The organism is Acidimicrobiales bacterium, from assembly GCA_025455885.1.
Classification (GTDB): domain Bacteria; phylum Actinomycetota; class Acidimicrobiia; order Acidimicrobiales; family Acidimicrobilacustridaceae; genus Rhabdothermincola_A.
The window spans coordinates 172,176-193,952 of the sequence record JALOLR010000002.1 but is presented as its reverse complement, the minus strand read 5'-3'; the positions used below and the strand labels follow the sequence as shown (position 1 = coordinate 193,952).

At 73.2% G+C, this 21,777-nt stretch carries 22 protein-coding genes and 1 pseudogene; 17 read left to right on the top strand and 6 right to left on the bottom strand.

Annotation, left to right across the window (positions count from 1 at the left end; translation table 11 throughout):
- Positions 1-20: 20 nt before the first annotated feature.
- The 5 genes from MUE36_02545 to hemC all read left to right on the top strand — a co-directional run bounded on the left by MUE36_02545 (position 21) and on the right by hemC (position 5,119).
- Positions 21-1,490, top strand: coding sequence for an AMP-binding protein (locus MUE36_02545; GenBank protein ID MCU0309807.1), 1,470 nt, complete (start codon positions 21-23; stop codon positions 1,488-1,490).
- A 75-nt stretch (positions 1,491-1,565) separates the two neighbouring features.
- Positions 1,566-2,315 carry a redox-sensing transcriptional repressor Rex gene (locus MUE36_02540; GenBank protein MCU0309806.1) on the top strand — a complete coding sequence of 250 codons (750 nt, stop codon included), beginning with the start codon at positions 1,566-1,568 and terminating at the stop codon, positions 2,313-2,315.
- A gap of 1 nt (position 2,316) precedes the next feature.
- Positions 2,317-2,949: a bifunctional precorrin-2 dehydrogenase/sirohydrochlorin ferrochelatase gene (locus tag MUE36_02535; protein MCU0309805.1), complete on the top strand. Its 633-nt coding sequence runs from the start codon at positions 2,317-2,319 to the stop codon at positions 2,947-2,949.
- Positions 2,925-4,184, top strand: a complete 1,260-nt coding sequence (locus MUE36_02530; protein MCU0309804.1) for a glutamyl-tRNA reductase — start codon at positions 2,925-2,927, stop codon at positions 4,182-4,184. Before MUE36_02535 ends, MUE36_02530 begins: the two co-directional genes overlap by 25 nt.
- An 8-nt stretch (positions 4,185-4,192) precedes the next feature.
- Complete coding sequence (gene hemC / locus MUE36_02525; GenBank protein ID MCU0309803.1) at positions 4,193-5,119, top strand: hydroxymethylbilane synthase; 927 nt, start codon at positions 4,193-4,195, stop codon at positions 5,117-5,119.
- A 5-nt stretch (positions 5,120-5,124) separates the two neighbouring features.
- Here the strand turns inward: hemC and MUE36_02520 are convergent, their stop codons facing one another.
- Positions 5,125-6,306, bottom strand: coding sequence for a beta-lactamase family protein (locus MUE36_02520; protein ID MCU0309802.1), 1,182 nt, complete (start codon positions 6,304-6,306; stop codon positions 5,125-5,127).
- Between the two features lie 127 nt (positions 6,307-6,433).
- Here MUE36_02520 and MUE36_02515 point away from each other — a divergent pair, with 127 nt between their 5' ends.
- From MUE36_02515 to MUE36_02505, 3 genes and pseudogenes are all read left to right on the top strand, one after another.
- Positions 6,434-6,985, top strand: a complete 552-nt coding sequence (locus MUE36_02515) for an RNA methyltransferase (GenBank protein MCU0309801.1) — start codon at positions 6,434-6,436, stop codon at positions 6,983-6,985.
- Positions 6,986-6,994: 9 nt separating this feature from the next.
- Complete coding sequence (locus MUE36_02510) at positions 6,995-8,488, top strand: cryptochrome/photolyase family protein (protein ID MCU0309800.1); 1,494 nt, start codon at positions 6,995-6,997, stop codon at positions 8,486-8,488.
- Positions 8,489-9,185: 697 nt separating this feature from the next.
- Positions 9,186-9,473 (top strand): annotated as a pseudogene (locus tag MUE36_02505) (sterol desaturase family protein).
- Between the two features lie 257 nt (positions 9,474-9,730).
- Here MUE36_02505 and MUE36_02500 read toward each other — a convergent pair.
- Positions 9,731-9,937 carry a cation transporter gene (locus tag MUE36_02500; protein MCU0309799.1) on the bottom strand — a complete coding sequence of 69 codons (207 nt, stop codon included), beginning with the start codon at positions 9,935-9,937 and terminating at the stop codon, positions 9,731-9,733.
- Between the two features lie 55 nt (positions 9,938-9,992).
- Between MUE36_02500 and MUE36_02495 the strand changes: the two genes are divergently transcribed.
- On the top strand, positions 9,993-10,280 hold the full coding sequence (locus MUE36_02495) for a metal-sensitive transcriptional regulator (protein ID MCU0309798.1): 288 nt from the start codon (positions 9,993-9,995) through the stop codon (positions 10,278-10,280).
- Positions 10,281-10,284: 4 nt separating this feature from the next.
- On the opposite strand, the gene yaaA is transcribed toward MUE36_02495, so the two are convergent.
- Positions 10,285-11,103, bottom strand: coding sequence for a peroxide stress protein YaaA (gene yaaA / locus MUE36_02490; GenBank protein ID MCU0309797.1), 819 nt, complete (start codon positions 11,101-11,103; stop codon positions 10,285-10,287).
- A 282-nt stretch (positions 11,104-11,385) separates the two neighbouring features.
- On the opposite strand from yaaA, the gene MUE36_02485 reads away from it, so the two are divergent.
- The 3 genes from MUE36_02485 to MUE36_02475 all read left to right on the top strand — a co-directional run bounded on the left by MUE36_02485 (position 11,386) and on the right by MUE36_02475 (position 14,763).
- The gene (locus tag MUE36_02485; protein ID MCU0309796.1) at positions 11,386-12,714 is read left to right on the top strand and encodes a CBS domain-containing protein; all 1,329 of its coding nucleotides are present in this window, start codon (positions 11,386-11,388) and stop codon (positions 12,712-12,714) included.
- A 7-nt stretch (positions 12,715-12,721) separates the two neighbouring features.
- Positions 12,722-14,002, top strand: coding sequence for an Nramp family divalent metal transporter (locus MUE36_02480; protein MCU0309795.1), 1,281 nt, complete (start codon positions 12,722-12,724; stop codon positions 14,000-14,002).
- A gap of 74 nt (positions 14,003-14,076) precedes the next feature.
- Entirely contained in the window at positions 14,077-14,763 is a 687-nt protein-coding gene (locus MUE36_02475) for an AIM24 family protein (protein ID MCU0309794.1), read from the top strand.
- Between the two features lie 8 nt (positions 14,764-14,771).
- Here the strand turns inward: MUE36_02475 and MUE36_02470 are convergent, their stop codons facing one another.
- On the bottom strand, positions 14,772-15,665 hold the full coding sequence (locus MUE36_02470; GenBank protein MCU0309793.1) for a phytoene/squalene synthase family protein: 894 nt from the start codon (positions 15,663-15,665) through the stop codon (positions 14,772-14,774).
- Positions 15,662-17,131 carry a phytoene desaturase family protein gene (gene crtI, locus MUE36_02465; protein ID MCU0309792.1) on the bottom strand — a complete coding sequence of 490 codons (1,470 nt, stop codon included), beginning with the start codon at positions 17,129-17,131 and terminating at the stop codon, positions 15,662-15,664. The genes MUE36_02470 and crtI overlap by 4 nt, the downstream gene beginning before the upstream one ends.
- A gap of 141 nt (positions 17,132-17,272) precedes the next feature.
- Here crtI and MUE36_02460 point away from each other — a divergent pair, with 141 nt between their 5' ends.
- From MUE36_02460 to MUE36_02445, 4 genes are read left to right on the top strand one after another with little or no spacing between them, the layout of a single operon-like run.
- On the top strand, positions 17,273-17,638 hold the full coding sequence (locus MUE36_02460; protein ID MCU0309791.1) for a lycopene cyclase domain-containing protein: 366 nt from the start codon (positions 17,273-17,275) through the stop codon (positions 17,636-17,638).
- On the top strand, positions 17,638-17,973 hold the full coding sequence (locus MUE36_02455; GenBank protein ID MCU0309790.1) for a lycopene cyclase domain-containing protein: 336 nt from the start codon (positions 17,638-17,640) through the stop codon (positions 17,971-17,973). Before MUE36_02460 ends, MUE36_02455 begins: the two co-directional genes overlap by 1 nt.
- Positions 17,970-18,458, top strand: coding sequence for a sterol desaturase family protein (locus MUE36_02450; protein ID MCU0309789.1), 489 nt, complete (start codon positions 17,970-17,972; stop codon positions 18,456-18,458). The genes MUE36_02455 and MUE36_02450 overlap by 4 nt, the downstream gene beginning before the upstream one ends.
- A gap of 7 nt (positions 18,459-18,465) precedes the next feature.
- Complete coding sequence (locus MUE36_02445; protein ID MCU0309788.1) at positions 18,466-19,665, top strand: glycosyltransferase family 2 protein; 1,200 nt, start codon at positions 18,466-18,468, stop codon at positions 19,663-19,665.
- Here the strand turns inward: MUE36_02445 and MUE36_02440 are convergent.
- Positions 19,572-20,087 (bottom strand): hypothetical protein, encoded by a 516-nt coding sequence (locus MUE36_02440; GenBank protein ID MCU0309787.1) that lies wholly within the window; start codon positions 20,085-20,087, stop codon positions 19,572-19,574. The genes MUE36_02445 and MUE36_02440 overlap by 94 nt on opposite strands.
- 115 nt (positions 20,088-20,202) lie before the next feature.
- Between MUE36_02440 and MUE36_02435 the strand changes: the two genes are divergently transcribed.
- The gene (locus tag MUE36_02435) at positions 20,203-21,762 is read left to right on the top strand and encodes a DHA2 family efflux MFS transporter permease subunit (protein ID MCU0309786.1); all 1,560 of its coding nucleotides are present in this window, start codon (positions 20,203-20,205) and stop codon (positions 21,760-21,762) included.
- The last annotated feature ends 15 nt before the right edge of the window (positions 21,763-21,777 follow it).

The window sequence follows — 21,777 nt, the reverse complement described above, 5'->3', positions numbered from 1 at the left end:
AGCGGGCGCGAGGGGGACACGTGAACCTGGCCACGATCGCCGAACCGCACCCTGAGGAGGCCGTCGCCCTCGTCGTCGACGATGTCGAGACGACCTTCGGTGAGCTGCGAGCCCTGGTGGCCGCCGCCCGACGTGGGCTCGCCGGGCTCGGCGTCGAGCCCGGCGACCGGGTCGCCGTGGCGTGTGGCAACGACGTGACCTTCGTCGTGGCGCACCTCGCCGCGGTCGGGCTCGGTGCGGTCACCGTGCCGCTGAACCCGCTGGCGCCCGCCCCGGCGCTCGCCCACGAGATCGAGGTGACCGGCGCCGTCCTCCTGGTGGCCGACCCGGCCGTCGCCGAGGCGGCCATGGAGTGCCGCCGCTGCCCCGACCTGCGCACCGTGGTCATCGGCGGGAGCCCCGAGTGGGACGACCTCCTGGCCGCCGAGCCCGTGCCGATCGTCCCCCGGGAGTCCGACGACCTGGCGGTGCTGTTGTTCACCTCCGGCACGGCCGGCGCACCCCGCCCGGCGATGCTCACCCACGGCAACCTCCTGTCGAACCTGGCCCAGATCTCGTCGCTCGAGAACCGGCGGCCCCGCGTCGGCGACGTGAGCCTCGGCGTCCTGCCCCTGTTCCACGTCTTCGGCCTCAACGTGGTCCTGCACCTCGGGCTGCAGACCGGGACGAAGGTCGTGCTGTGCGACCGGTTCGACGCCGAGGAGGCGGCGCGCCTCGTCGTGCGCCACCGGGTCACGCACGTGGCCGGCGCACCGGCGATGTGGGCGGCGTGGGCCCGCGCCGTCGACGTGGCCGATGACGCCTTCGTCACGGTCAGGGTGGCGACCTCGGGCGCCGCGAAGCTCCCCCTCGACGTCGCCGAGGCGTGCCTCGAGCGGTTCGGCCTCGACATCGCCGAGGGCTACGGCCTCACCGAGACCTCCCCCGTCGTCACCTCGAGCACCGAGGTCGAGTCGCCGGCCGGGTCGGTGGGGGTCCCGTTGGCCGGCGTCGAGATCCGGATCGTCGACGTCGACGGCGAGCCCGCGCTCCAGCACGACCCGGGCGAGATCTGGGTGCGCGGCCCCAACGTGTTCGTCGGCTACTGGAACGACCCCGAGGCCACGGCGCGTGCCCTCACCCCCGACGGCTGGTTGCGCACCGGCGACATGGCGGTCGTCGACGAGGACGGGAACATCTTCCTGGTCGACCGGGCCAAGGAGCTCGTCATCGTCTCGGGCTTCAACGTGTTCCCCGGGGAGGTGGAGGACGTGCTCGTCGAGCACCCCGCCGTCGAGGCGGCCGCCGTGGTGGGGGTGCCCGACGACGCCACCGGCGAGGCCGTCAAGGCGTGGGTGGTGCCCACCATCGGCGCGGAGCTGGATCCGGCCGAGTTGCGGGAGTTCTGTCGCGACCACCTCGCCCGGTACAAGTGCCCCTCGGAGTTCGCCGTGGTCGACCAGCTCCCCGTCGGCATGACCGGCAAGGTGCTGCGCCGGGTCCTGCGCTGAGGGGCCCTTCGCGGGCGGCGCCCCGGGACCATGCGACTTTGTGAACCCGGGCACGAGGTCGGTAGCGTCGGTTCCGTGGATCGCAGCCGTCGTCGCATCCCCGAGGCCACGGTGGCCAGGCTCCCCGTCTACCTGCGCACCCTCGCCGAGATGCGCGACGCCCAGGTCGCGACGGTCTCCTCCGAGCGCCTCGCCGAGCTGGCCGGCGTGAACGCCGCGAAGGTGCGCAAGGACCTCTCCTACCTCGGGACCTACGGCACCCGCGGCGTGGGCTACGACGTCGAGTACCTGCTGTTCCAGATGAGCCGCGCCCTCGGCCTCACCAAGGACTGGCCCGTCGTCATCGTCGGGATGGGCAACCTCGGTGCGGCCCTCGCCAACTACGGCGGGTTCGGCGAGCGCGGGTTCCCGGTGGCGGCGCTCGTCGACGCCGACCGCACCAAGGTGGGCACGACGCTCGCCGGCCACCGGATCCACCACCTCGACGAGCTCCCCGACCTCGTGGCCGGGCACGGCATCGCCATCGGGATCGTCGCCACCCCCGCCAACGTCGCCCAGGACGTGGCCGACCGCCTCGTCGACGCCGGCGTCACCTCGATCCTCAACTTCGCCCCTGCGGTCGTCACCGTCGAGCCGCCGGCGCTGCTGCGCAAGGTCGACCTCGCCCTCGAGCTCCAGATCCTCAGCTTCTACCGCCAGCGGGACGGGCTCGACGGAGGGGTCGGGGGCACCAACGGCCACCGGCCCGACCCCGACCCCGACCACGATCCCGGTGCCGGCGACGGTCCCCGTCCGGCGACCGTCCCCCCGACGGGGCGGCGCTGACGTGCCCGTCGAGGAGCCGCTGTACCCGGTCAACCTGGTCGTCGCCGGCCGACGCTGCCTGGTCGTGGGGGGCGGCCCCGTCGCCCTCCAGAAGGCCCGCGAGCTGGTGGCCTGCCGGGCCGTCGTCGACGTCGTGGCCCCCGAGGTCGTCGACGAGCTCGCCGCCCTCGACGTGACGTGCCACCGGCGCCCCTACGAGGCCGGCGAGGTGGCCGGCTACCGCCTCGCGGTGACCGCCACCAGCGACCCCGCCGTCAACCGGCAGGTCTTCGTCGAGGGCGAGGCCCACGGGGTCTGGGTCAACTCCGCCGACGACCCCGCCAACTGCGCGTTCACCCTCCCCAGCCGCGTCCGTCAGGGCCCGCTGCTCGTGACGTTCGCCACAGGAGGCCGGTCGCCGGCGTTGGCGACGTGGTTGCGACGCCGGTTCACGGCAGAATTCGGTGTCGAGTACCTCGCCTTGATCGACGTGCTGTCGGAGGAGAGGGAACGGCTCCGTGCCGAAGGCAGGTCGACCGAGGGCCTGGACTGGCAGGGGGCGCTCGATTCGGGAATGCTGGACCTGATCCGCGAGGGCCGCCTCGCCGAAGCCAAGGAGCGCCTCCAGGCGTGTCTGTCGTCGTCATCGGCCTGAACCACCGCACCGTGCCCCTCGACCTGCTCGAGCGGCTCACCATCGACGACGCCCGCCTGCCCAAGGCGCTGCACGACGTCGTGTCGCGCGATCACGTGAGCGAGGCGGTGGTGCTGTCCACCTGCAACCGCACCGAGGTCTACGCGGTCGCCGAGAAGTTCCACCCGGCCTACGCCGACCTGCGCAACTTCCTCTCCGAGATGGCCTTCCTGCCGCCCGAGGCCTTCGCCGACCACCTCTACGTCCACGACGGGGCGGCCGCCGCCTCCCACCTGTTCGCCGTCGCCTCCGGCATCGACTCCGCGGTGGTGGGCGAGGCCGAGATCCTCGGCCAGGTCCGCCACGCCTGGGAGCGGGCCCAGGAGGAGGGGGTGGCCGGCAGCCGCCTCAACCTGTTGTTCCGCCACGCCCTCGAGACCGGCAAGCGGGCCCGCACCGAGACGGGCATCGGTCGCCACGTGGCTTCGGTCTCCACGGCCGCCGTCGCCATGGCCGCCGAGCACCTCGGCGAGCTGGAGGGCCGGTCCGTGCTGGTGCTCGGCGCCGGCGAGATGGGCGACGGGATGGTCCGCGCCCTGGCCGCCAAGGGCATCGACGACGTGCGCATCGCCAACCGCACCCGCGACCGGGCCGAGGAGCTCGCCGACCGCGTGGGGGGCCGGGCCATCCGCCTCGCCGACCTCGACCGTTCGCTGAGCGAGGTCGACGTGCTCCTCACCGGCACCGGTGCCACCTCGATGCTGCTCGAGCACGCCGACATCGCCCGGGTCATGGCCACCCGTGCCGGCCGTTCGCTGCTCGTCGTCGACGTCGCCGTCCCCCGTGACGTCGATCCTTCCGCGGCCGACCTCCCCGGCGTCACCCTGCTCGACATGGACGACCTGCGAGCCTTCGCCGAGGCCGGCCAGAGCGAGCGCCGACGCGAGGTCGACGCGGTGCGGGCGCTCGTCGGCGCAGAGCTGGACCGCTACGTGGCCGTCAGCTCCGCTCGCGAGGTGGCGCCGCTCGTCAGCGCGCTGCACGAACGTGGGGACGAGGTGCGCGTCGCCGAGATCGAGCGGTTCCGCTCCCGTCTCGGGGACCTCGACGAACGTCAGGCCGAGGCCGTCGAGGCCCTGACGAGGGGCATCGTGGCCAAACTCCTCCACGAGCCCACCGTGGGTCTCAAGGACGCCGCCGGCAGCCCGAGGGGCGAGCGCCTCTCCGAGGCCCTGCGCGACCTGTTCTCGCTCTGAGCTCCGGGGTGAGCGCCGTCCACCTGCGGGCTGCGACGCGCGGCAGCGCGCTGGCCCGCTGGCAGACCGACCACGTCGCCGCGCTGCTCGTGGGCGCCGGGGCGGCGCGGGGGATCGACGTGACGGTCGAGGCGGTGGTGGTGGAGACCGTCGCCGACCGCCGACTCGACATCCCCATCTGGGAGATGGGCGGCAAGGGGGTGTTCGTCAAGGAGGTGCAGGCCGCCCTTCTCGACGGTCGGGCGGACCTCGCCGTGCACTCGGGGAAGGACCTGCCCGCCCGCACCCCGGACGAGCTCCGCCTCGCGGCGGTCCCCGAGCGCGCCGACCCCCGCGACGTCCTGGTCGGGTCGACGCTCGCCGAGCTGGTCCCCGGGGCGATCGTGGCCACCGGGTCGGTACGGCGCCGGGCCCAGCTGGCCTGGCTGCGCCCGGACCTCACCTTCGCCGGCCTGCGAGGCAACATCGCCACCCGGCTCGCCCGGGCCGACGACTTCGACGCCATCGTGATGGCCGCCGCGGCCGTCGAGCGGCTCGGGCTCGACCTGGCCGGTCACCGGGTCGAGACGCTCGAGCCCGCGGTGATGCTCCCGCAGGTCGCCCAGGGGGCGCTCGCCGTGGAGTGCCGGGTCGACGACGTCCCGACCGGGGAGCTCCTCGCCGCGATCGAGCACGCCGCGAGCCGGACGGCGGTCGACGCGGAGCGGGCCTTCCTCGCCGAGCTCGGCGGCGACTGCGATCTCCCGGCCGGCGCGCATGCGATCGTCGAGGGGTCCACGGTCGCCGTCGAGGCCCTCCTGGCGTCGATGGACGGCCACACGCTGGTGCGCCACCGGGTGCAGGGGGTCGTCGCCGACGCACCCCGCCTCGGTCGCGACGTGGCCCGGTTCCTGCTCGACGAGGCCGGCGGCGCGGCGCTCCTGGCGGAGCGCTGAGCGCCTCAGCGGGGGATGGTCGAGCCCGGACGACGGACCGGGCGGCCGTCGGTGTCGATCGCCGCCGCCATCAACTGGGCGACCTCCGCCGAGTCGCGCACGGCCTGGAGAGGGGCGACGGGGTCGTCGTCGATCGCGACGACCGCCCATGCGTTGCGGGTGCGGTCGACCAACGGGTAGACGCCGAAGCGGTTCGGGGCGCTCACCATCGACGCCAGCGAAGTGCCGTCGCCGCGCAGCCGGTCGCGCCAGACGCCGAGCCCGTACGTGGGGATCCCGGTCGCGCCCACCCAGGGTTCGGCACTGGTGTCGAGCGCCGGGGTCTGGTCGCGCTCCATCTCCTCGACCGAGGCCTGCTCGAGCACCCGCCCCTCGGGCGACTCGCCCCGGGAGAGGATCATCGTGAGGAACCCGCCGAGGTCGTCGGCGGTGGTCACGCCGTCGGCGGCGAGGAGGCCCGCATCGGGTGGGTCCTCCGCGCTCGGTTCCCGTGGTGGTTCGGTGAAGCGGGTGGCGTTCAGACCCAGCGGACCGAGGATGCGTTCGTCGGCGACCGCCTCCCAGTCCCGGCCGGTGACCGCTTCGGCGACGCGGGCGAGCACGTGGTAGCCGACCGGGCTGAGGGTGAAGACGGTCCCGGGCTCACCGAGGAGTGTCGTGGTGGCGATGGCCGCGTCGCAGGCGGCGGGGGTGGGGCACTCGATCGAGGCCGGGAGCCCTGAGGTCTGCGACAGGAGCTGGCGCACGGTCACCGTTGCGAGCGGCGCGCCGGACATGAACGCCACCACGGTCCCGGCCGGTTGGTCGAGCCCCACGAGACCGTCGTCGACGAGCGACATGATCGTGGCCGCGGTGATCCACATCCCGCTCTCGGCCAGGCGGAGGGGGGTCGACGGGTCGACCGCGCCGGTGGTGAAGGTGTGCAACCGCTCGCCGTCCTGCTGCACGACCAGTGCCGCGCCGGCGAGACCGGCCCGCTCGACGCGTCGGACCAACAGGTCGTCGAGGTCGGCGAGTGGCACGGTCGGGACGGTCACGGTCGGGCCGGACTCCGGGATCGTCCCACCCTCGACGCCGCCGTCGTCGCCCTCGTCCGTGCACGAGGCTGCGATGATCGCGAGGACGGCGATGACCGTCGCGAGCGCCCGTCGGCGCGACCGGGCCGGACGATCGGAGGTGGTGGTCATCGACAGGGAGGCTAGGGGTCCCGGTGCGCCATCCGACGACCGGCCCGCCGCCGAGGTCGGGGTCGAGGTCGGGGTCGGGCCCCACCCGCGGCCCTGGCCGGACGATCCGCGCCTCGATCCCGTTCTGTTGGCGGAGGGGGACCGCCGCAACGTGGTCGATCGCTACCGCTACTGGTCGAACGCGGCGATCGTGGCCGACCTCGACACCCGGCGTCACCCGTTCCACGTGGCGATCGAGAACTGGCAGCACGACCTCAACATCGGGACCGTGGTGCGCACCGCCAACGCCTTCAACGCCGCGGGGGTGCACGTCGTGGGGCGGCGACGATGGAACCGCCGGGGTGCGATGGTCACGGACCGCTACCTCCACGTGCACCACCACATCGACGTCGCCGGTCTCGGCGGGTGGGCCGCCGCCGAGCGCCTCCCGGTCGTGGCCATCGACATCGTGCCCGGTGCGTCGCCGCTCGAGTCGACGCCGCTCCCCCCGGCGTGCGTCCTCCTCTTCGGCCAGGAGGGCCCGGGGCTGTCGCCGGAGGCCCTCGCCACCGCCGACACGGTGTGCTCCATCGCGCAGTACGGCTCGACTCGGTCGATCAACGTGGGCGTGGCGGCCGGGATCGCCATGCACGCCTGGATCCGCCAGCACGGTCACGCACTCCCGGAGCCCGCCCCCTAGCGTCGGGTCGTGGACACCGTGTGGGTGCTCGGCGACCAGCTCTCGCGGGACGTGGGCCCGCTCCGGGACGCCCGCCCGTCGGGCGTGCGGGTCCTCGTCGTCGAGAGCACGGCCAAGCTCACCGCGAAGCGTTGGCACCGCCAGCGGCTGCACCTCGTGATCACGGCGCTCCGCCGCTTCGTCGAGGAGCTGCGCGACGAGGGGTTCGCGGTCGACCACCGCCACGCCCCGACCCTGCCCGCCGGCCTCGCCGCCCACCGGCACGACCACCACCCGTCCCGCGTCGTGGCGATGTCACCGATGTCGTTCGACGGCGAACGGATGCTACGCGGGGAGGGTGTCGAGGTGGTGCCCAACGAGCAGTTCCTCTGCTCGGTCGAGGAGTTCGGCGAATGGGCCGACGGGCGTCGGTCGCTGCGGATGGAGGACTTCTACCGGTGGCAGCGTCGACGCCTCGGCTACCTGATGGACGGCGGCGACCCGGCCGGTGGCCGGTGGAACTTCGATGCCGAGAACCGTGAGCCTCCTCCGAAGGACGGTCGATCCTGGCCGGCGCCGATCCTCGACGAGCTCGACGACCTCGACCGGGCCGTCCTCGACGAGCTGGAGCGGGGACCGGCCGAGCTGTGGGGCGACGCTCCCGACGGCACGTGGCCGACGAGCCGGGGCGCGGCCCAGCGCCGGTTGGCCCACTTCGCGGAGGAGGTGCTCCCGCTCTTCGGGCCCCACGAGGACGCGATGCTCCGCGACGAGTGGAAGCTCGCGCACTCGACGTTGAGCCCGGCGATGAACCTCGGGCTGTTGCACCCCCGGGAGGTGGTCGACGCCGCCACGGAGCAGTGGCGGGCGGGGCGCGTGCCGATCGCCTCCGCGGAGGGGTTCGTCCGCCAGGTGATCGGGTGGCGCGAGTACGTCTGGGGCGTGTACCGGCGCTGGATGCCGGAGTACCGGGGTCTCAACGCCCTGGGCGCGGACCGGGCCCTCCCGCCCGCCCTCCGCGGTGAGGGCACGCACATGGCCTGCGTGTCCTCCACCGTCGAGGGCCTGCGCCGCCGCGGGTGGGTCCACCACATCGAACGGCTGATGGTGCTCGCCAACCTGGCGCTGCTCACCGGGGTGTCGCCCGACGCCGTGGTCGACTGGATGTGGGCCTCGTTCGTGGATGGCGCCGAGTGGGTGATGGTGCCGAACGTCGTGGGGATGGGCCTCCACGCCGACGGTGGGCGGATGGCCACGAAGCCCTACGCCGCCGGCGGCGCCTACCTCAACCGCATGAGCGACCACTGCCGGGGCTGCCGGTACGACCCCCGCCGGCGCGTCGGTGCCGACGCCTGCCCGTTCACCACCCTCTACTGGGACTTCCTCGCCCGCCACGAGGACGCGTTCCGGGACAACCACCGGATGGGCAACCAGCTGGCGGCGATGCGGCGGCTCGCGGACCTGCCGGACGTGCGTCGGCGGGCCGTCGAGGTGATGGCCATGCTCGACGACGGCACGCTCTGACGCACTTGGTCGCCCACCCGCCGGCCGGGCACACTGACGTCGAGTCGGAAGGTCGGTGGTTCCGTTGGACCTGGTCGTCGCTGCCATCCCGGGGTTCTTCGCCACGATGGGGATCGAGCACGCGCTGTTGCGCCGGCGGGCCGAGGAGCGTGGGCCGACCGCCGGCGACTACGAGCGTCGTGACACCATCGCCAGCCTCTCGATGGGCGTCGGCTCGTTCCTCGTGCCCCTGGCGATGTCCAAGCTGGTGGCCCCCATCACCCCCGGGCGCGGTCGCTACGCCCGGGTGGCCGTCGGCGCGGTCGTGGGGGCCGCCGCACTCACCACCGTCGCCGACGTGGTGGCCCGGTTGAGCCGTGACGGCGTCACGGAGCCGGGGGTGGTCCCCGAGCCCGGCGCCGCCCGCGAGGTCGCGTCGGGCACCGCGTCGACCGGCGGCGGCCTCGCGGCCCGGGACCGTCGGAGGGCCCGCCGGAGGTCCCGGGTGACGTCCGCGGCCCGCACGGTGTCGTCGTCGTCCTCGGTGGTGGCCGTCGCCGGCGCCATCGTCACGGGGAGTGCGGCGTGGACGGCGCAGACCTCGGCCCGCGCCGTGTGGCGGCGCTCCGGGCACCGCCGCGACCTCGGCGGCGGCTTCCTGGTCACGCTCGGGGCGATCGCCGTCTGGGACTTCGTCTACTACTGGAACCACCGCCTGATGCACGAGAGCCGCTGGCTGTGGGCCATCCACGTCGTGCACCACTCGAGCGAGCGCTACAACCTCTCCACCGCGCTGCGTCAGCCGGTGGCCGAGCACTTCGGGTCGTTCCTGCCCTACGGGCTCATGGCCTTCGCCGGCGTCCGCCCGGGGATCATCGAGACCGCTCGGGGGGTGAACCTGCTGTACCAGTACTGGATCCACACCGAGCTCGTCGACCGGCTCGGCCCGGCCGAGGAGGTGTTGAACACGGCCTCGCACCACCGGGTGCACCACGGCAGCAACCCGCAGTACCTCGACCGCAACCACGGGAGCATCCTCATCGTGTGGGACCGGTTCTTCGGGACCTTCGCCCGTGAGGACGAGCGCGTGGTCTACGGGCTCACCCGCAACATCGACACCTTCGACCCGCTGCGCATCGCCACCCACGAGCACTTCGAGATGTTCGCCGACGTGGCTCGGGCCGAGACCTGGCGGGATCGCCTCTCCCACGTGTTCCGCGGGCCGGGGTGGTCCTACGCCCGTCGTGCCGAGCGCGAGGCGGCTCAGCTCACCGAGGCGACGTCGAAGCCGGCCTCGTCGATGGCGGCGCGGCCGTCGGCCTCGGCCACGTCGCCCTCGACCCGGACCGTCTTCGCGTTGAGGTCGACCTCGACGAGCTCGGCCGCGGGGAGCTTGGCGAACTCCGTCTCGATGGCGTTGCGGCAGTGGTCGCAGGTGATGTCGGGGACCAGGTAGGTGCGGGTGGTCACGTCGGCCTCCGGGGCTCGGCTGATACCCCCCTACCCTACCCGGTAGGCTGAGGAGATGACCACGAGGGGCTATTCGCTGACGAAGGACCAGTACCTCACCCGCCTGCGGCGCATCGAGGGCCAGGTGCGGGGCCTGCAGGGCATGATCGAGGAGGACAAGTACTGCATCGACGTCCTCACCCAGATCGCCTCCGTCACCAAGGCGCTGCAGGGCGTCGGCCTCGGGCTCCTCGACGAGCACCTGCGCCACTGCGTCGTGGCCGCGGCCGTGGAGAGCGACGAGGCCGGCGATGACGAGCTCGCCGAGGCCATGACGGCCATCGAGCGGCTCCTGCGCACCTGACGGGTCAGCGGGCGGGGCGCACCATGACGGCGGTGATCCGCCCGCCGTCGTCCTCGGTGAGCCCGGGGTCGTAGGTGTAGCCCTGCGGGTGCTCGAACCCGGCCAGGCCGGTCGGGTCGACGAGCTGGTGGGCGAGCACGTGACGGACCAGCGACCCCTTCAACAGCTTGTTCCAGTGGCTCACCGACGTGAACCGCCGCTCCCCGTCGCGGGACGGGGTCTCGTCGAGGAACCGCACCGAGATCGTGCGGGCCGGGCCCCCCGGGCCCCCGATCGCCGGCGCCCATGCCGCCCGGTGCTCGCCGGGCAGCAGGTCCCACACCACCCGACGGTCGACGACGGGGGCCAGGGCCTCGGTGAGCGGCGCCCGCCACCAGGTGGCGAGGCGGCCCAGAGGGGCGAGCGTCGCCGACATCTTCAGCTTGTGGTCGGGCACCGGGTCGGCGGGCCCGACCAGGCCGAGCAGCCCCGACACGACGACCACCTGACGGCGGAGGCGGCCGCGGTCCCGCGACGACAACGTCGGGGCGTCGAGGGCGTCGTACAGCACACCCGAGTAGCGGTCGATGGCCGGCATCGTGGGTGCGTCGGCCACGGCGCGGTTGGCGGCCACGGCGGCCGCGAGGGCCTCGCCCTTCACGCCGAGCAGTGTGGCGAGCTCGGCTTCGGGGCGCCTCATCGCCGCTCTCAGGGCGGCCATCACCTGTTCCCGACGCTCGTCGAGCTCGGGGAAGGAGGAACGCCCGGGGGCCCAGGGCGCGCCCCGACCGCCCGCCACCTTGCCCTCCGACGGGGGGATCAGGACGATCGGGGAGCGGCGCACCGACCAATCCTGCCCGCCGGACCGCCGGAGTTCGCGCTCCGGGTGACAAGGGGCATGGCCCGTTTCGGCCGGCCAGGTGGTAGACACGAAGGCCGACGCAACGGTCGTCGCGACAGCTCGAGGAGGTGATGGCACATGCCCACGTGTGAACCCCCAAGTCCCACGGTGCGCTCCTGCCCCGCCCCTCACCGTCCCGCCTGACGAGGACTGCGACCCGCCCCGGCCCGGGCGCGACGGTCGAGGAGGTGGTGGCGCCCACCCGCCCACCCCCGGAGGCCCGACATGGTCAGTCCCCTGAACGCCCCTCGCGCGCTGCGTCAGCGCCGTCAACAGCGAACCCAGCGGCTGTTGGCCCTCGAAGCCGTCTCCCAGTCCCTGCTGTCCGTGGCCACGTTGGCCGGGTCGCCGGTGGTGCACAGCTCCGGCGCCGAGGTCGGCCGACTCGTCGACATCGTCGTGCGGTGGGAGGGCGAGCCCTACCCGCCGCTCACCGGCCTGGTCGTACGGGTCGGGCGCCGTCTCGCCTGGGTGCCGGCCGGGGCGATCGAGGAGATGGCGGCGCGTCGCGTGACGTTGCGGTCCGTGCGCTTCGACCTGCGTGACGTCGTGCGACGCGACAACGAGGTCCGCCTCGCCGACGACGTGCTCGACCACCAGATGGTCGACGTCGACGGCGTCCGCGTCTTCCGGGCGGCCGACCTCTTCCTCGCCCGGGTCGGACCCGGCTACCGCCTGGTGGGGGCCGACGTCGGGCTGGGCACGCTGATGCGCCGGCTCGGTCCGGCCCGGTGGCGGGCCCAACCTCATCCGGACCGGGTCATCGACTGGGCCGCGATCCAGCCCTTCTCGCAGCCCGGTGAACCGGTGCGCATGCGCCGGCCCAACGGGGAGCTCCAGCGCCTGCGACCCGGCGAGCTGGCCGACCTCCTCGAGGAGCTCGGGCGTTCACAGCGCCAGGAGCTGCTCGACGCCCTCGACGAGGCAACCGCCGCCGACGCCCTCGAGGAGATGGAGCCCGACGAGCTGCGCGCGCTCCTGCGCGAGGCCGAACCCGAGCGGGCGGCGTCGCTCGTGGCGCGGATGGAGCCCGACGAGGCCGCCGACGCGCTCCGCGACCTCGACGCCGAGACCCGTGACGACCTCCTCGCGGCCATGCCCACCGAGGTCGCCGAGGTCCTCACCGACCTGCTCGACTACGACGCGGCCACCGCCGGCGGGGTCATGACCACCACGATCCTGGCGTGCCCGGGTGACACCACGGTGGCCGAGGCACGGCGCCGGTTGCTCGGCCAGCGCGTGCACCTCGGCGACATCGACGGCGTGCTCGTGGTCGACCGGGACGGGGTGCTCGTCGAGGACGTCTCGATGGGCCAGCTCTTCGTCGCCGAGCCCGACCAGTGCCTCCGCGACCTCGAGACCCAGCCGACGCCGGTGACGGTCACGGTGGACACGCCGCTCGCCGACGTCGTCGAGGCCTTCGTCGAGAACCGGGGTTCGTCGATCGTCGTGGTCGAGGACGCCGGGCGCCCGGTGGGGAGGATCCTGGCCGACGACGTCGTCGACGCGCTCCTGCCCGACCGTCGCCGGCGCCTCTCGGGGCTCCTCTCCTGAGCGGACCATGAGCGAGACCGGGCCGCCCGCCGACGTCACCCCCGCACCGCGGGGGCGTCGGCGCGCCCGGTGGAAGCTCTGGATGCTCGTGCTCGGACCGGGCCTCATCGCGGCCAACGCCGGCAACGACGCCGGCGGCGTGGCCACCTACGCCTCGGCCGGCTCGGAGTTCGGCTACCGCGCCCTGTTCGTGATGCTGCTCGTGACGGTGGCGCTGGTGGTCGTCCAGGAGATGTCGGCTCGGCTGGGGGCCTTCACCGGTGAGGGCCTCATGGCCCTGATCCGTGAGAACTTCCCGCTGCGGGCGGCCACCTTCGCCATTGTGTGCCTCGTCGTCGCCAACCTCGGGCTGGTCGTGTCGGAGTTCGCCGGGATCGGGGCGGCCTTCGAGCTCTTCGGGGTGTCGCGGTACGTCTCGATCCCGATCGCCGCCCTCGCCATCTGGGGCGTGGTGGTGCTCGGGAACTACCGCTACGCGGAGCGGGCTTTCCTGTTGCTGGCGCTGGCGTTCGTCGCCTACCCGATCGCCGCGGTGCTCGCCGAACCCGACTGGGGTGAGGTGGCGGCCAACCTGGCGGCCCCGAACTTCGTGGCCGACGGTGCGTTCCTCTTCATCGTGGTCGCCCTGATCGGCACGACCGTCACGCCCTACATGCAGCTCTACCAGGCCGCGGCGGTGGCCGATCGGGGCACCGGGGCCGACGACTACCGGATGGTGCGGACCGACAGCATCGTGGGCTCGGTCCTCGCCAACCTCGTCAGCATGGCCATCATCATCGCCACGGCGGCGACGATCGGCGGCAGCGGGCCTCTCGACTCGGCCGCCGACGCGGCCCGGGCCCTCGAGCCGGTCGCCGGCGCCGGCGCCGAGATCCTGTTCGGGATCGGTCTGCTCGGGGCGTCGGCGCTGGCCGCGGCGGTCGTCCCGCTGGCCACCTCCTACGCCGTGGCCGAGGCGCTCGGCGCGGAGCGGTCGATCTCGCGCACGTTCCGGGAGGCCCCGCTGTTCCTCGGGATCTTCACGGCGCTCATCGTCGTGGGGGCCGGTGTGGCCCTCATCCCCGGCAACCTGATCTCCCTGCTGCTCGGCATGCAGGTCCTCAACGGGATCATCACCCCGGTGGTGCTGGCCTTCATCCTCGTCCTCGCCAACCGCCGGTCCGTGTTGGGCGACGCCGTCAACCGGCCCTGGTTCCGGGTGCTGGCCACGGTCTGCGTGGTCGTGATCGCCGTGCTGGCCGCGGCGGTGCTGGTCCAGACGGTCCTCGGGTGGTTCGGCGTGGGGTAGCGGCCCCTCCCGGCGACCGGTGCTCTACGCTCCGCGAGCGCCCCGCGACCGTCCCCGACCGGAGGGAGATCCCCGTGATCCACGCCGACTTCACCGAGTTCAAGGAGACGACCGGAGCGGACCCGTTCACGCTCCAGAACAAGAAGCTGCTCAAGGTCTTCCTGCAGTACGGGCCGGTCAAGGCCCGGATCGGGTCGATGGTCGCCTACCAGGGCGAGGCCTCCTTCTCCCACGGCGGCTCGGGCGGGATGGGCGGCTACCTCAAGTCCAAGATGACGGGTGAGGGGGTGCCGGTGATGGACGTGACCGGCACCGGCGAGGTGTTCCTCGCCAACCAGGCGACCGAGATCCAGATCATGTACCTCGACAACGACAGCATCTGGGTGAACGGGTCCAACGTGCTCGCGTTCAGCGCCTCGATCGGCTACGACATCAAGTCCATCGGCGGCGCCGGGGCGATGGCCGGCGGCATGTACAACGTGGTGCTCACCGGCACCGGTTACGTGGCCATCTGCTGCGACGGGCCGCCGGTCGTGCTCGACGTCGCGTCGGCGCCCACCTTCGCCGATCCCCAGGCCGTCGTCATGTGGACCCAGGGGGTGCAGATGGGGATCAAGAGCGACGTGAGCGTGAAGTCGCTGATCGGCAAGGGGTCCGGCGAGACGTTCCAGATGTCGTTCTCCGGTGAGGGTTGGGTGATGGTCCAGCCCTCCGAGGGTGTGGTCCGCGGGGCCGGGACCAAGACCGGGCTCGGCTTCTAGCGACCCCGTCAGGACCGCGGTCGTGCCGGCCGCGGCGGCCGGCCGGCGGCGGAGAGGGCCACCACCCGGGCCTTCTCCCAGGCCGGGACCCGTGCCCGCGTGGTGAACACGTCGTAACCGTTGTCCTCGATCCGGCCGAGGATCCCCCCGTAGAGGCGCCGGGCGGCCCAGATGCCCCGAGCCGACGACGCCGGCAGGTCGGCGATGCCGAGGTCGGCGTCGGCGTAGAGCTGGTGGCAGCGCTCGATCTCGAAGCGCATGAGGTGGACCCACTCCTCGTCGACGCGACGGCGGTGGGGGTCGGCGCCGAAGCGCCGCAAGTCTTCCTGGGGCAGGTAGACCCGCCCCCGGTCGAGGTCCTCGCCGACGTCGCGGAGGAAGTTGGTGAGCTGGAAGGCGATGCCGAGGGCCCGCGCCCCGGCCCGGGCCCGGTCGAGGTCGGGCGGTTCGAGGATGGGCATCATCATCTCGCCGATCACGGCCGCCGAGCCGTCGACGTAGACCTCGAGGTCGGCCCAGGTCTCGTAGGTCTCGACGGTGAGGTCCATCGCCATCGACCGCAGGAAGCGGACGAAGAGGTCGACGTCGAGGTCGAAGGCCTTGATGGTGTGGATCACGGCCTTCAGGACCAGGTCGTCGGAACGACCCTCGGCGAGGTCGGCGAAGAAGCGGTCGGAGAACCCGGTCAGCGCCGCCTCCCGCTGCGCGACGGTGCCGAACCCCGGGTCGTCGACGATCTCGTCGGCGAAGCGACAGAACCCGTACAGGGCGTGGACGTGGTGTCGCTTGACGCGGGGCAGCGCGTAGGTCGCCCAGTAGTACGTGGTGCCGTAGGCCCGGTTCAGCCGTCGGCACTCCTCGTAGGACTGCTCGAGCGTGATCGGCCCGGACGCCGCGCTCACGCCAGGGCCGCGACCCGTTCGGCCGCCAGTCGCCCGCTCACCAGCACCATCGGCACCCCCACGCCGGGCACCGTACCGGACCCGGTGAACACGAGGCCCGGGGCGTGGCGGGTGATGTTGTTCGGTCGGAACGGCCCGCTCTGGAAGAACGTGTGGGCGAGGGCGAAGGGCGTGCCGCGCTCCATGCCGTCGCGCTCCCAGTCGAGCGGGTCGAGCAGGCGCTCCACGGCGATGTCGGTCGGGTAGCCGAGGGCGGCGATCCGTTCGTAGAGGTCGTCTCGGGCCCGGTCCCGCTCGGTGGTCCAGTCGACGCGGCCGTCGAGGTTCGGGCACGGTTCGAGGACGTACAGCACGCTGCCGCCCTCGGGGGCCATGCTCGGCTCGTCGACGGTGGGCACGCTCACCAGGAGCGACGGGTCGGGCATCCTCACGCCCTGGCCGAGGAGGGCGTCGAAGGCGCCCCGCCAGTCGTCCCCGAAGTGGATGTTGTGGTGGGCCGCCTCGGGCCCCGGGGTGCCGCGCAGACCGACGTGCCAGAGTATGCAGGAGGGTGAATAGGCACCCCGACGGGCCTGGCGGGGCATCGGCGTGCCGGGGAGCAGGGTGCGGTAGGCCACCGGCAGGTCGGGGTTGCACACCACCGCGTCGGCGCCCACGATCTCGCCGTCCTCGGTGCGCACCCCGGTCACCCGCCCCGAGGTGCCCTCGGCGAGCATGATCCGGTCGATCGGGGTGTCGTAGCGGAACTCGACCCCGTGGTCGACGAGGGCGGCCGCCAGCGAGGTGGGGATGGCCTGCATGCCCCCCTCCGGGTGGTACACCCCGGCGATCGAGTCCATGTAGGTGATGATGCAGTAGACGGCCAGCGCCTCGTAGGGGGCCAGACCCGCGTAGAGGGCCTGGAAGCCGAAGACCTTGTGGAGCCGTTCGTCGTTGAAGTGGTCGGCGACCTTGGAGGACAGCTTGCGGAAGCCCCCCATCCGCAGGAGGCGCAACGCCGGTCCGAGCGGCTTGGCCAGCTGCAGCGGCGTGTCGAAGTTGCGCCCGATGAAGTTGGGCATCTCCACCTCGTAGAGCTCGCCGAGCCAGTCGGCGAAGCGGTGGAAGGCGGCGGCCTCGGCCGGACCGCAGACCTCGGCGATCTCCGCGGCCATCGCCTCACGCCCCCGGCGGACGTGCAGCACGCTCCCGTCGGCGAACGTGGTGCGGTACAGCGGGTCGACGGGCCGCGTGGTGAGGTAGGCGGCAGGGTCGACCCCGAGGGCGTGGAAGCAGTCGTCGACCAGCTCGGGCATCGTGAACACGGTGGGACCGGCGTCGAACCGGTAGCCGTCGATCGACAGATCGTGGGCGCGCCCGCCGGGGCCGGGCCGCCGTTCGAGCACCAACACGTCGTGCCCGGCGCCGCGCAGGTGGCACGCCGCGGCCAGGCCGCCGAGACCGGCCCCCACGACGACGACGCGCATCAGGCACCGCCCATCGGGTCCGCGCCTGCGGTTCGCGGTGCGCAGGGGCGTACGGTGGGGGCTTCAGAGGACAACGTCGGAACTCCTCGGACGGGGCGCTCGCCTTCGTCCGGCAGACAGGATGGGACCGGGAGACGGGCCGTGGACAAGGGACAGTACCTGTTCGTCATGGCCGCCTGTCTGGTCGTGACCCTGCCGCTCGAATGGGTCTTCTCGGCTCGCGTGTACCGCCGTCCAGTCCGCACCCTGCGGGCGCTCGGGCCGGTGGTGGTGGTCTTCTACGTGTGGGACGCGGTGGCCATCGCCCGGGACCACTGGTTCTTCAACGATCAGTACGTCACCGGTGTCGTCCTGCCCTTCGGCGTGCCCCTCGACGAGCTCGTCTTCTTCGTGGTCGTGCCCCTGTGCGCGCTGTTGTCCTACGAGAGCGTCCGCAACATGCTCGACGGCCGGGTGCCGTGGCTGGCTGCTCGGGCCGCGGCCGGGCGACGGACCCAGGACGCCTGATGGGGGAGTACACGCTCTTCGCCCTGGCGTCGGTGGTGGTCGTCGTGCTCTACGAGCGCCTCTGGCTCCGCAGCGGGATCTTCTCGGACTCCCGCTTCTGGATCGCGATGGGGATCTGCTACGCCTTCATGGTGCTGGTCAACGGTTGGTTCACCAAGCTGTCGGCGCCGATCGTGCTCTACAACCCCGATGAACACCTGGGCCCCCGCTTCCCGTGGGACATCCCGGTGGAGGACTACGTGTTCGGATTCTCCCTGCTCACCGCGGTGCTGGCCCGCTGGAAGGCCCTCGGGCGCCCTGACGGCGCACGCACGGACGACGAGGTGTCGGCGTGAGGTCGGCGCTTCGCCATGGCCTCGAGGCGGCCGCCGCCTTCGTGGTCATGGAGCCGGTGGCGTACGCCGCGCACCGCTGGGTGATGCACGGGCCGGGCCTGGCCTGGCACGAGAGCCACCACGAGCCCCGCGTCGGGCTGTTCGAGCGCAACGACCTCTACCCGGTCGCCTTCGCCGCCGGCACGGTGACGGCCATGGCGATCGGGGCCCGCTACCCGAAGCTGCGCAGCCTCCTCGCCGTCGGGGCCGGGGTCACCGCCTACGGCGCCACCTACGCGTTCGTCCACGACGGCGTGGTGCACCGGCGTGTCCCCGGTGGGGCGTTCGTGGCCCGCCGCTCGGCACTGGCCCGTCGGCTGTCGAGGGCGCACCGTCGTCACCACGTCGCCAGCGGCGAGCCCTTCGGCATGCTCGTCCCCCTGGGTGAGGCCTGGCGGGAGAGCGCTCCGACCGCCGACGCCACCGCGGCCCGCCGCTCGGCGTGAGGCGACCGTGAACCGACGGGCGGCGGGAGCGGTCCCGGTCGCCGGTTGGGTCGCGGGGTGGGCGGCCGGGTGGTGGCTCGGTTGGCGCCTGCCCGCGCTCGGGGCCGACGGCCGGGTGATCCCGCTGCGCCCGGTCGCGGCGCGGCCGTCGGTGGCCGTGATCGTCCCCGCACGCGACGAGGGCGCCACCATCGGCGCGCTGCTGGCGTCGGTGGCCGCGCAGCTCCCCGCCGCGCACGAGGTCGTCGTCGTCGACGACGGCTCGACCGACGACACCGCCGCCGTCGCCGCCGCCCACGGCGCCCGTGTGGTACCGGCGGGGGACCTGCCCGAGGGCTGGGCAGGCAAACCGTGGGCGTGCCAGGTCGGCGTGGCGGCCACCACCGCACCGATCCTGGTCCTCCTCGATGCTGACGTCACCCTGGGTCCCGGGGCGCTCGCCGAGTTGGTGGCCGAGCACCGCACCCACGGCGGCCTGGTGTCGGTATTGCCCGAACACCGGCCGGAGTCGGGCTACGAGCAGTGGTCGGCGCCCTGCAACCTGGTGTCCGTGATGGGGTCGGGTGCCGCCACGCCGGGCCGCGCCGGAGGATCGGACGCGGCGTTCGGACCGTGCCTCGTCACCGGTCGGGCCGAGCTCGGCGCGGTGGGGGGCTTCGCCTCGGTGGCCGCCGACGTCGTCGAGGACATCGCGCTCGCCCGTGCCTACCGGGCCGGGGGGATGGCCGTCACCGCCCGGGCGGGGGGCGACCTCGTGGGCTTCCGGATGTATCCGTCGGGCCCGGCGCAGCTCGTCGAGGGCTGGACGAAGAACATGGCGGCCGGGTCGGCCGCCGTGCCGTGGTGGCGTTCGGTCCTCGTGGCGCTGTGGGTGACCGCCGGCCTCGGCGGTCCGCTGTCGGCGCTGCGCCGGCGTGACCGCCGGGGTGTGCTGGTCGCCGTCGCCGCGTGGGCGGCCTTCGCGGTGCAGTTCCGGGCGCTCACCCGGCGCGTCGGTCGGTTCCGCTGGTGGGTGGCCCCCGCCCACCCCGCCCTGCTCGCCGGCTTCGTCGGGCTGTTCGCCCGCTCCTCGTGGGCCCGGTGGTGGCGTCGCTCGGTGACCTGGCGGGGGCGTCAGGTGCCCGTCGGCGCCCGGCCGTCCCCCTCGGGTCGGGGGTTCCGGACGGCAGCGCGGACCGCGATCCTGGTGATGCGCGCCCGGTTGTAGCGCTGGATCAGCAGGCAGGGCAGGTTGGCGGCGATCGCGTAGACGAGCATCGCGATCGTCAGGTACCACGGGTTCCACAGCGCGAAGAGCGGGCCCGCGGCCATCACCGCCCAGTGCGTGTACTCGGCCCGACGGGTCTCGGCGGCGTAGCGCTCCAGGCGGCCGCGCCCTCCCGAGGTCCGCTTGGACACGCCGCCGCGGAAGAGGCCGCCGAGCTCGGGGGTCCGGTCCTTCCAGCGGCGGATCCCGAGGCGCTCGTACAGACGGCCCTCGCGCTCGAACCGGCGCGGGCGGGTGATCCACGTGTCGCGCTCGAGCCGTCGCAGCGGCACCCGGTGCATGCCGTAGCCCACCACCACGCCGATCAGCGCCCAGGCCACGACGTCGACGACGAGCGTCGCGCCGAGGGAGAGATCGACCACGCGGCGACGGTACCGGCCGGGCGGCGCGAGCGGTGGTACCGGCGCCGGTGAGCCGTGCCATCATCGTCGATGCCCGGTGACCCACGGGGGTGGCGGCCGGCAGAGGGGTGCACGCATGGACACCGAGGTCATCCACCGGCGGCGCTGGCTGATCCTCGTGGTGCTGGCGACGAGCGTGTTCCTGGTGGTGGTGGACAACACGATCGTGAACGTGGCCCTCCCGACGCTCAACCGTGAGCTGGACGCGTCGATCTCGCAGCTGCAGTGGATCGTCGACGCCTACGCCCTCGTGTTCGCCGGTCTCCTGCTGCTCGGCGGCGGACTCGGAGACCGGTTCGGCAGGAAGGGGGCGATGCAGATCGGCCTGGTCGTCTTCGGACTGACGTCGGTGCTCGGCGCACTGTCGACCACGACCACCCAGCTGATCCTGGCCCGGGGCGCGATGGGCGTCGGGGCGGCGCTGGTGTTCCCGGCCACGCTGGCGATCCTGACCAACGTGTTCACCGACCCGACCGAGCGGGCCAAGGCCATCGGCGTGTGGTCGGCGGTGTCGGGTCTGGCGGTGGCGTTCGGCCCGATCGCCGGCGGCTTCCTGCTCGAGCACTTCTGGTGGGGCTCGGTGTTCCTGGTCAACGTCCCGATCGTCGTGGTCGCCCTGGGCTTCGGGGCCGTCGTGCTGCCCACGTCCCGCGACCCGGACGTGGGTCGGTTCGACGTCGTGGGCACCGTCGCGTCGATCGCCGCCATCGGGCTCTTGGTGCTCACCGTGATCGAGGCGCCCCGCTGGGGGTGGACCGCGCCCGCCACGATCGCCGGGTTCGTGGGCTCCGCCCTCCTGCTGGCCGCGTTCGTCTGGTGGGAGCTGCGGGTCGACAAGCCGCTCATCAACGTCCGGATCTTCCGGATCCCCCGCTTCAGCGCCGCCGCCGGTTCGATCGCGGTGGCGTTCTTCTGCCTGTTCGGATTCATCTTCATCATCACCCAGTACTTCCAGTTCGTCCTCGGCTACTCGACGCTCGAGGCCGGGGTGCACACGCTCCCCTTCGCGGTCTTCGCAGGCATCACCGCGCCGATCGCCGCCCGGCTCGCGCTACGGCACGGGCCGCGCCGAGTGGTGGCCACGGGGTTGTCGAGCCTCGCGGTGGGGCTCGTGCTGGCCAGCACCGTCGAGGTCGACAGTGCGTACTGGGGACCGATCATCGTCTCGATGGCCTTCCTGGCGATCGGGCTGTCGCTGGTCACCGCCCCGGCCACCGAGGCGGTGATGAGCTCGCTCCCCAAGGAGCAGGCGGGGGCCGGCGCGGCGGTGAACGACCTGACCCGGGAGGTGGGCGGCGTGCTCGGGGTGGCCGTGGTCGGCAGCGTCTTCGCCTCGGTGTTCGGCCCGGCGCTCGGACGGGGCGTGGCCGCCTTCCCCATCCCGGCGGACGTGCTCGACGTGGCCAAGGAGTCGGTGGCGGCCGCGCTGGCCGTGGCCGCCCAGGCGCCCGAGGTCGCCCGCACCCCGATCGCCGACGCCGCCCGGGCCTCGTTCATGGACGGCATGGCCGCCGGCTCGCTCACCGCGGCGGGCTTCGCGGTGCTCGGGGCGGTGGCCGCGCTGGTGTTCCTGCCCGACCGGGAGCGCGTCGCCGAGGCACCGGTCGGGCTGGCCATCGAGGGCCGCGAGGCCTGACGGGCGGCGAAGCGG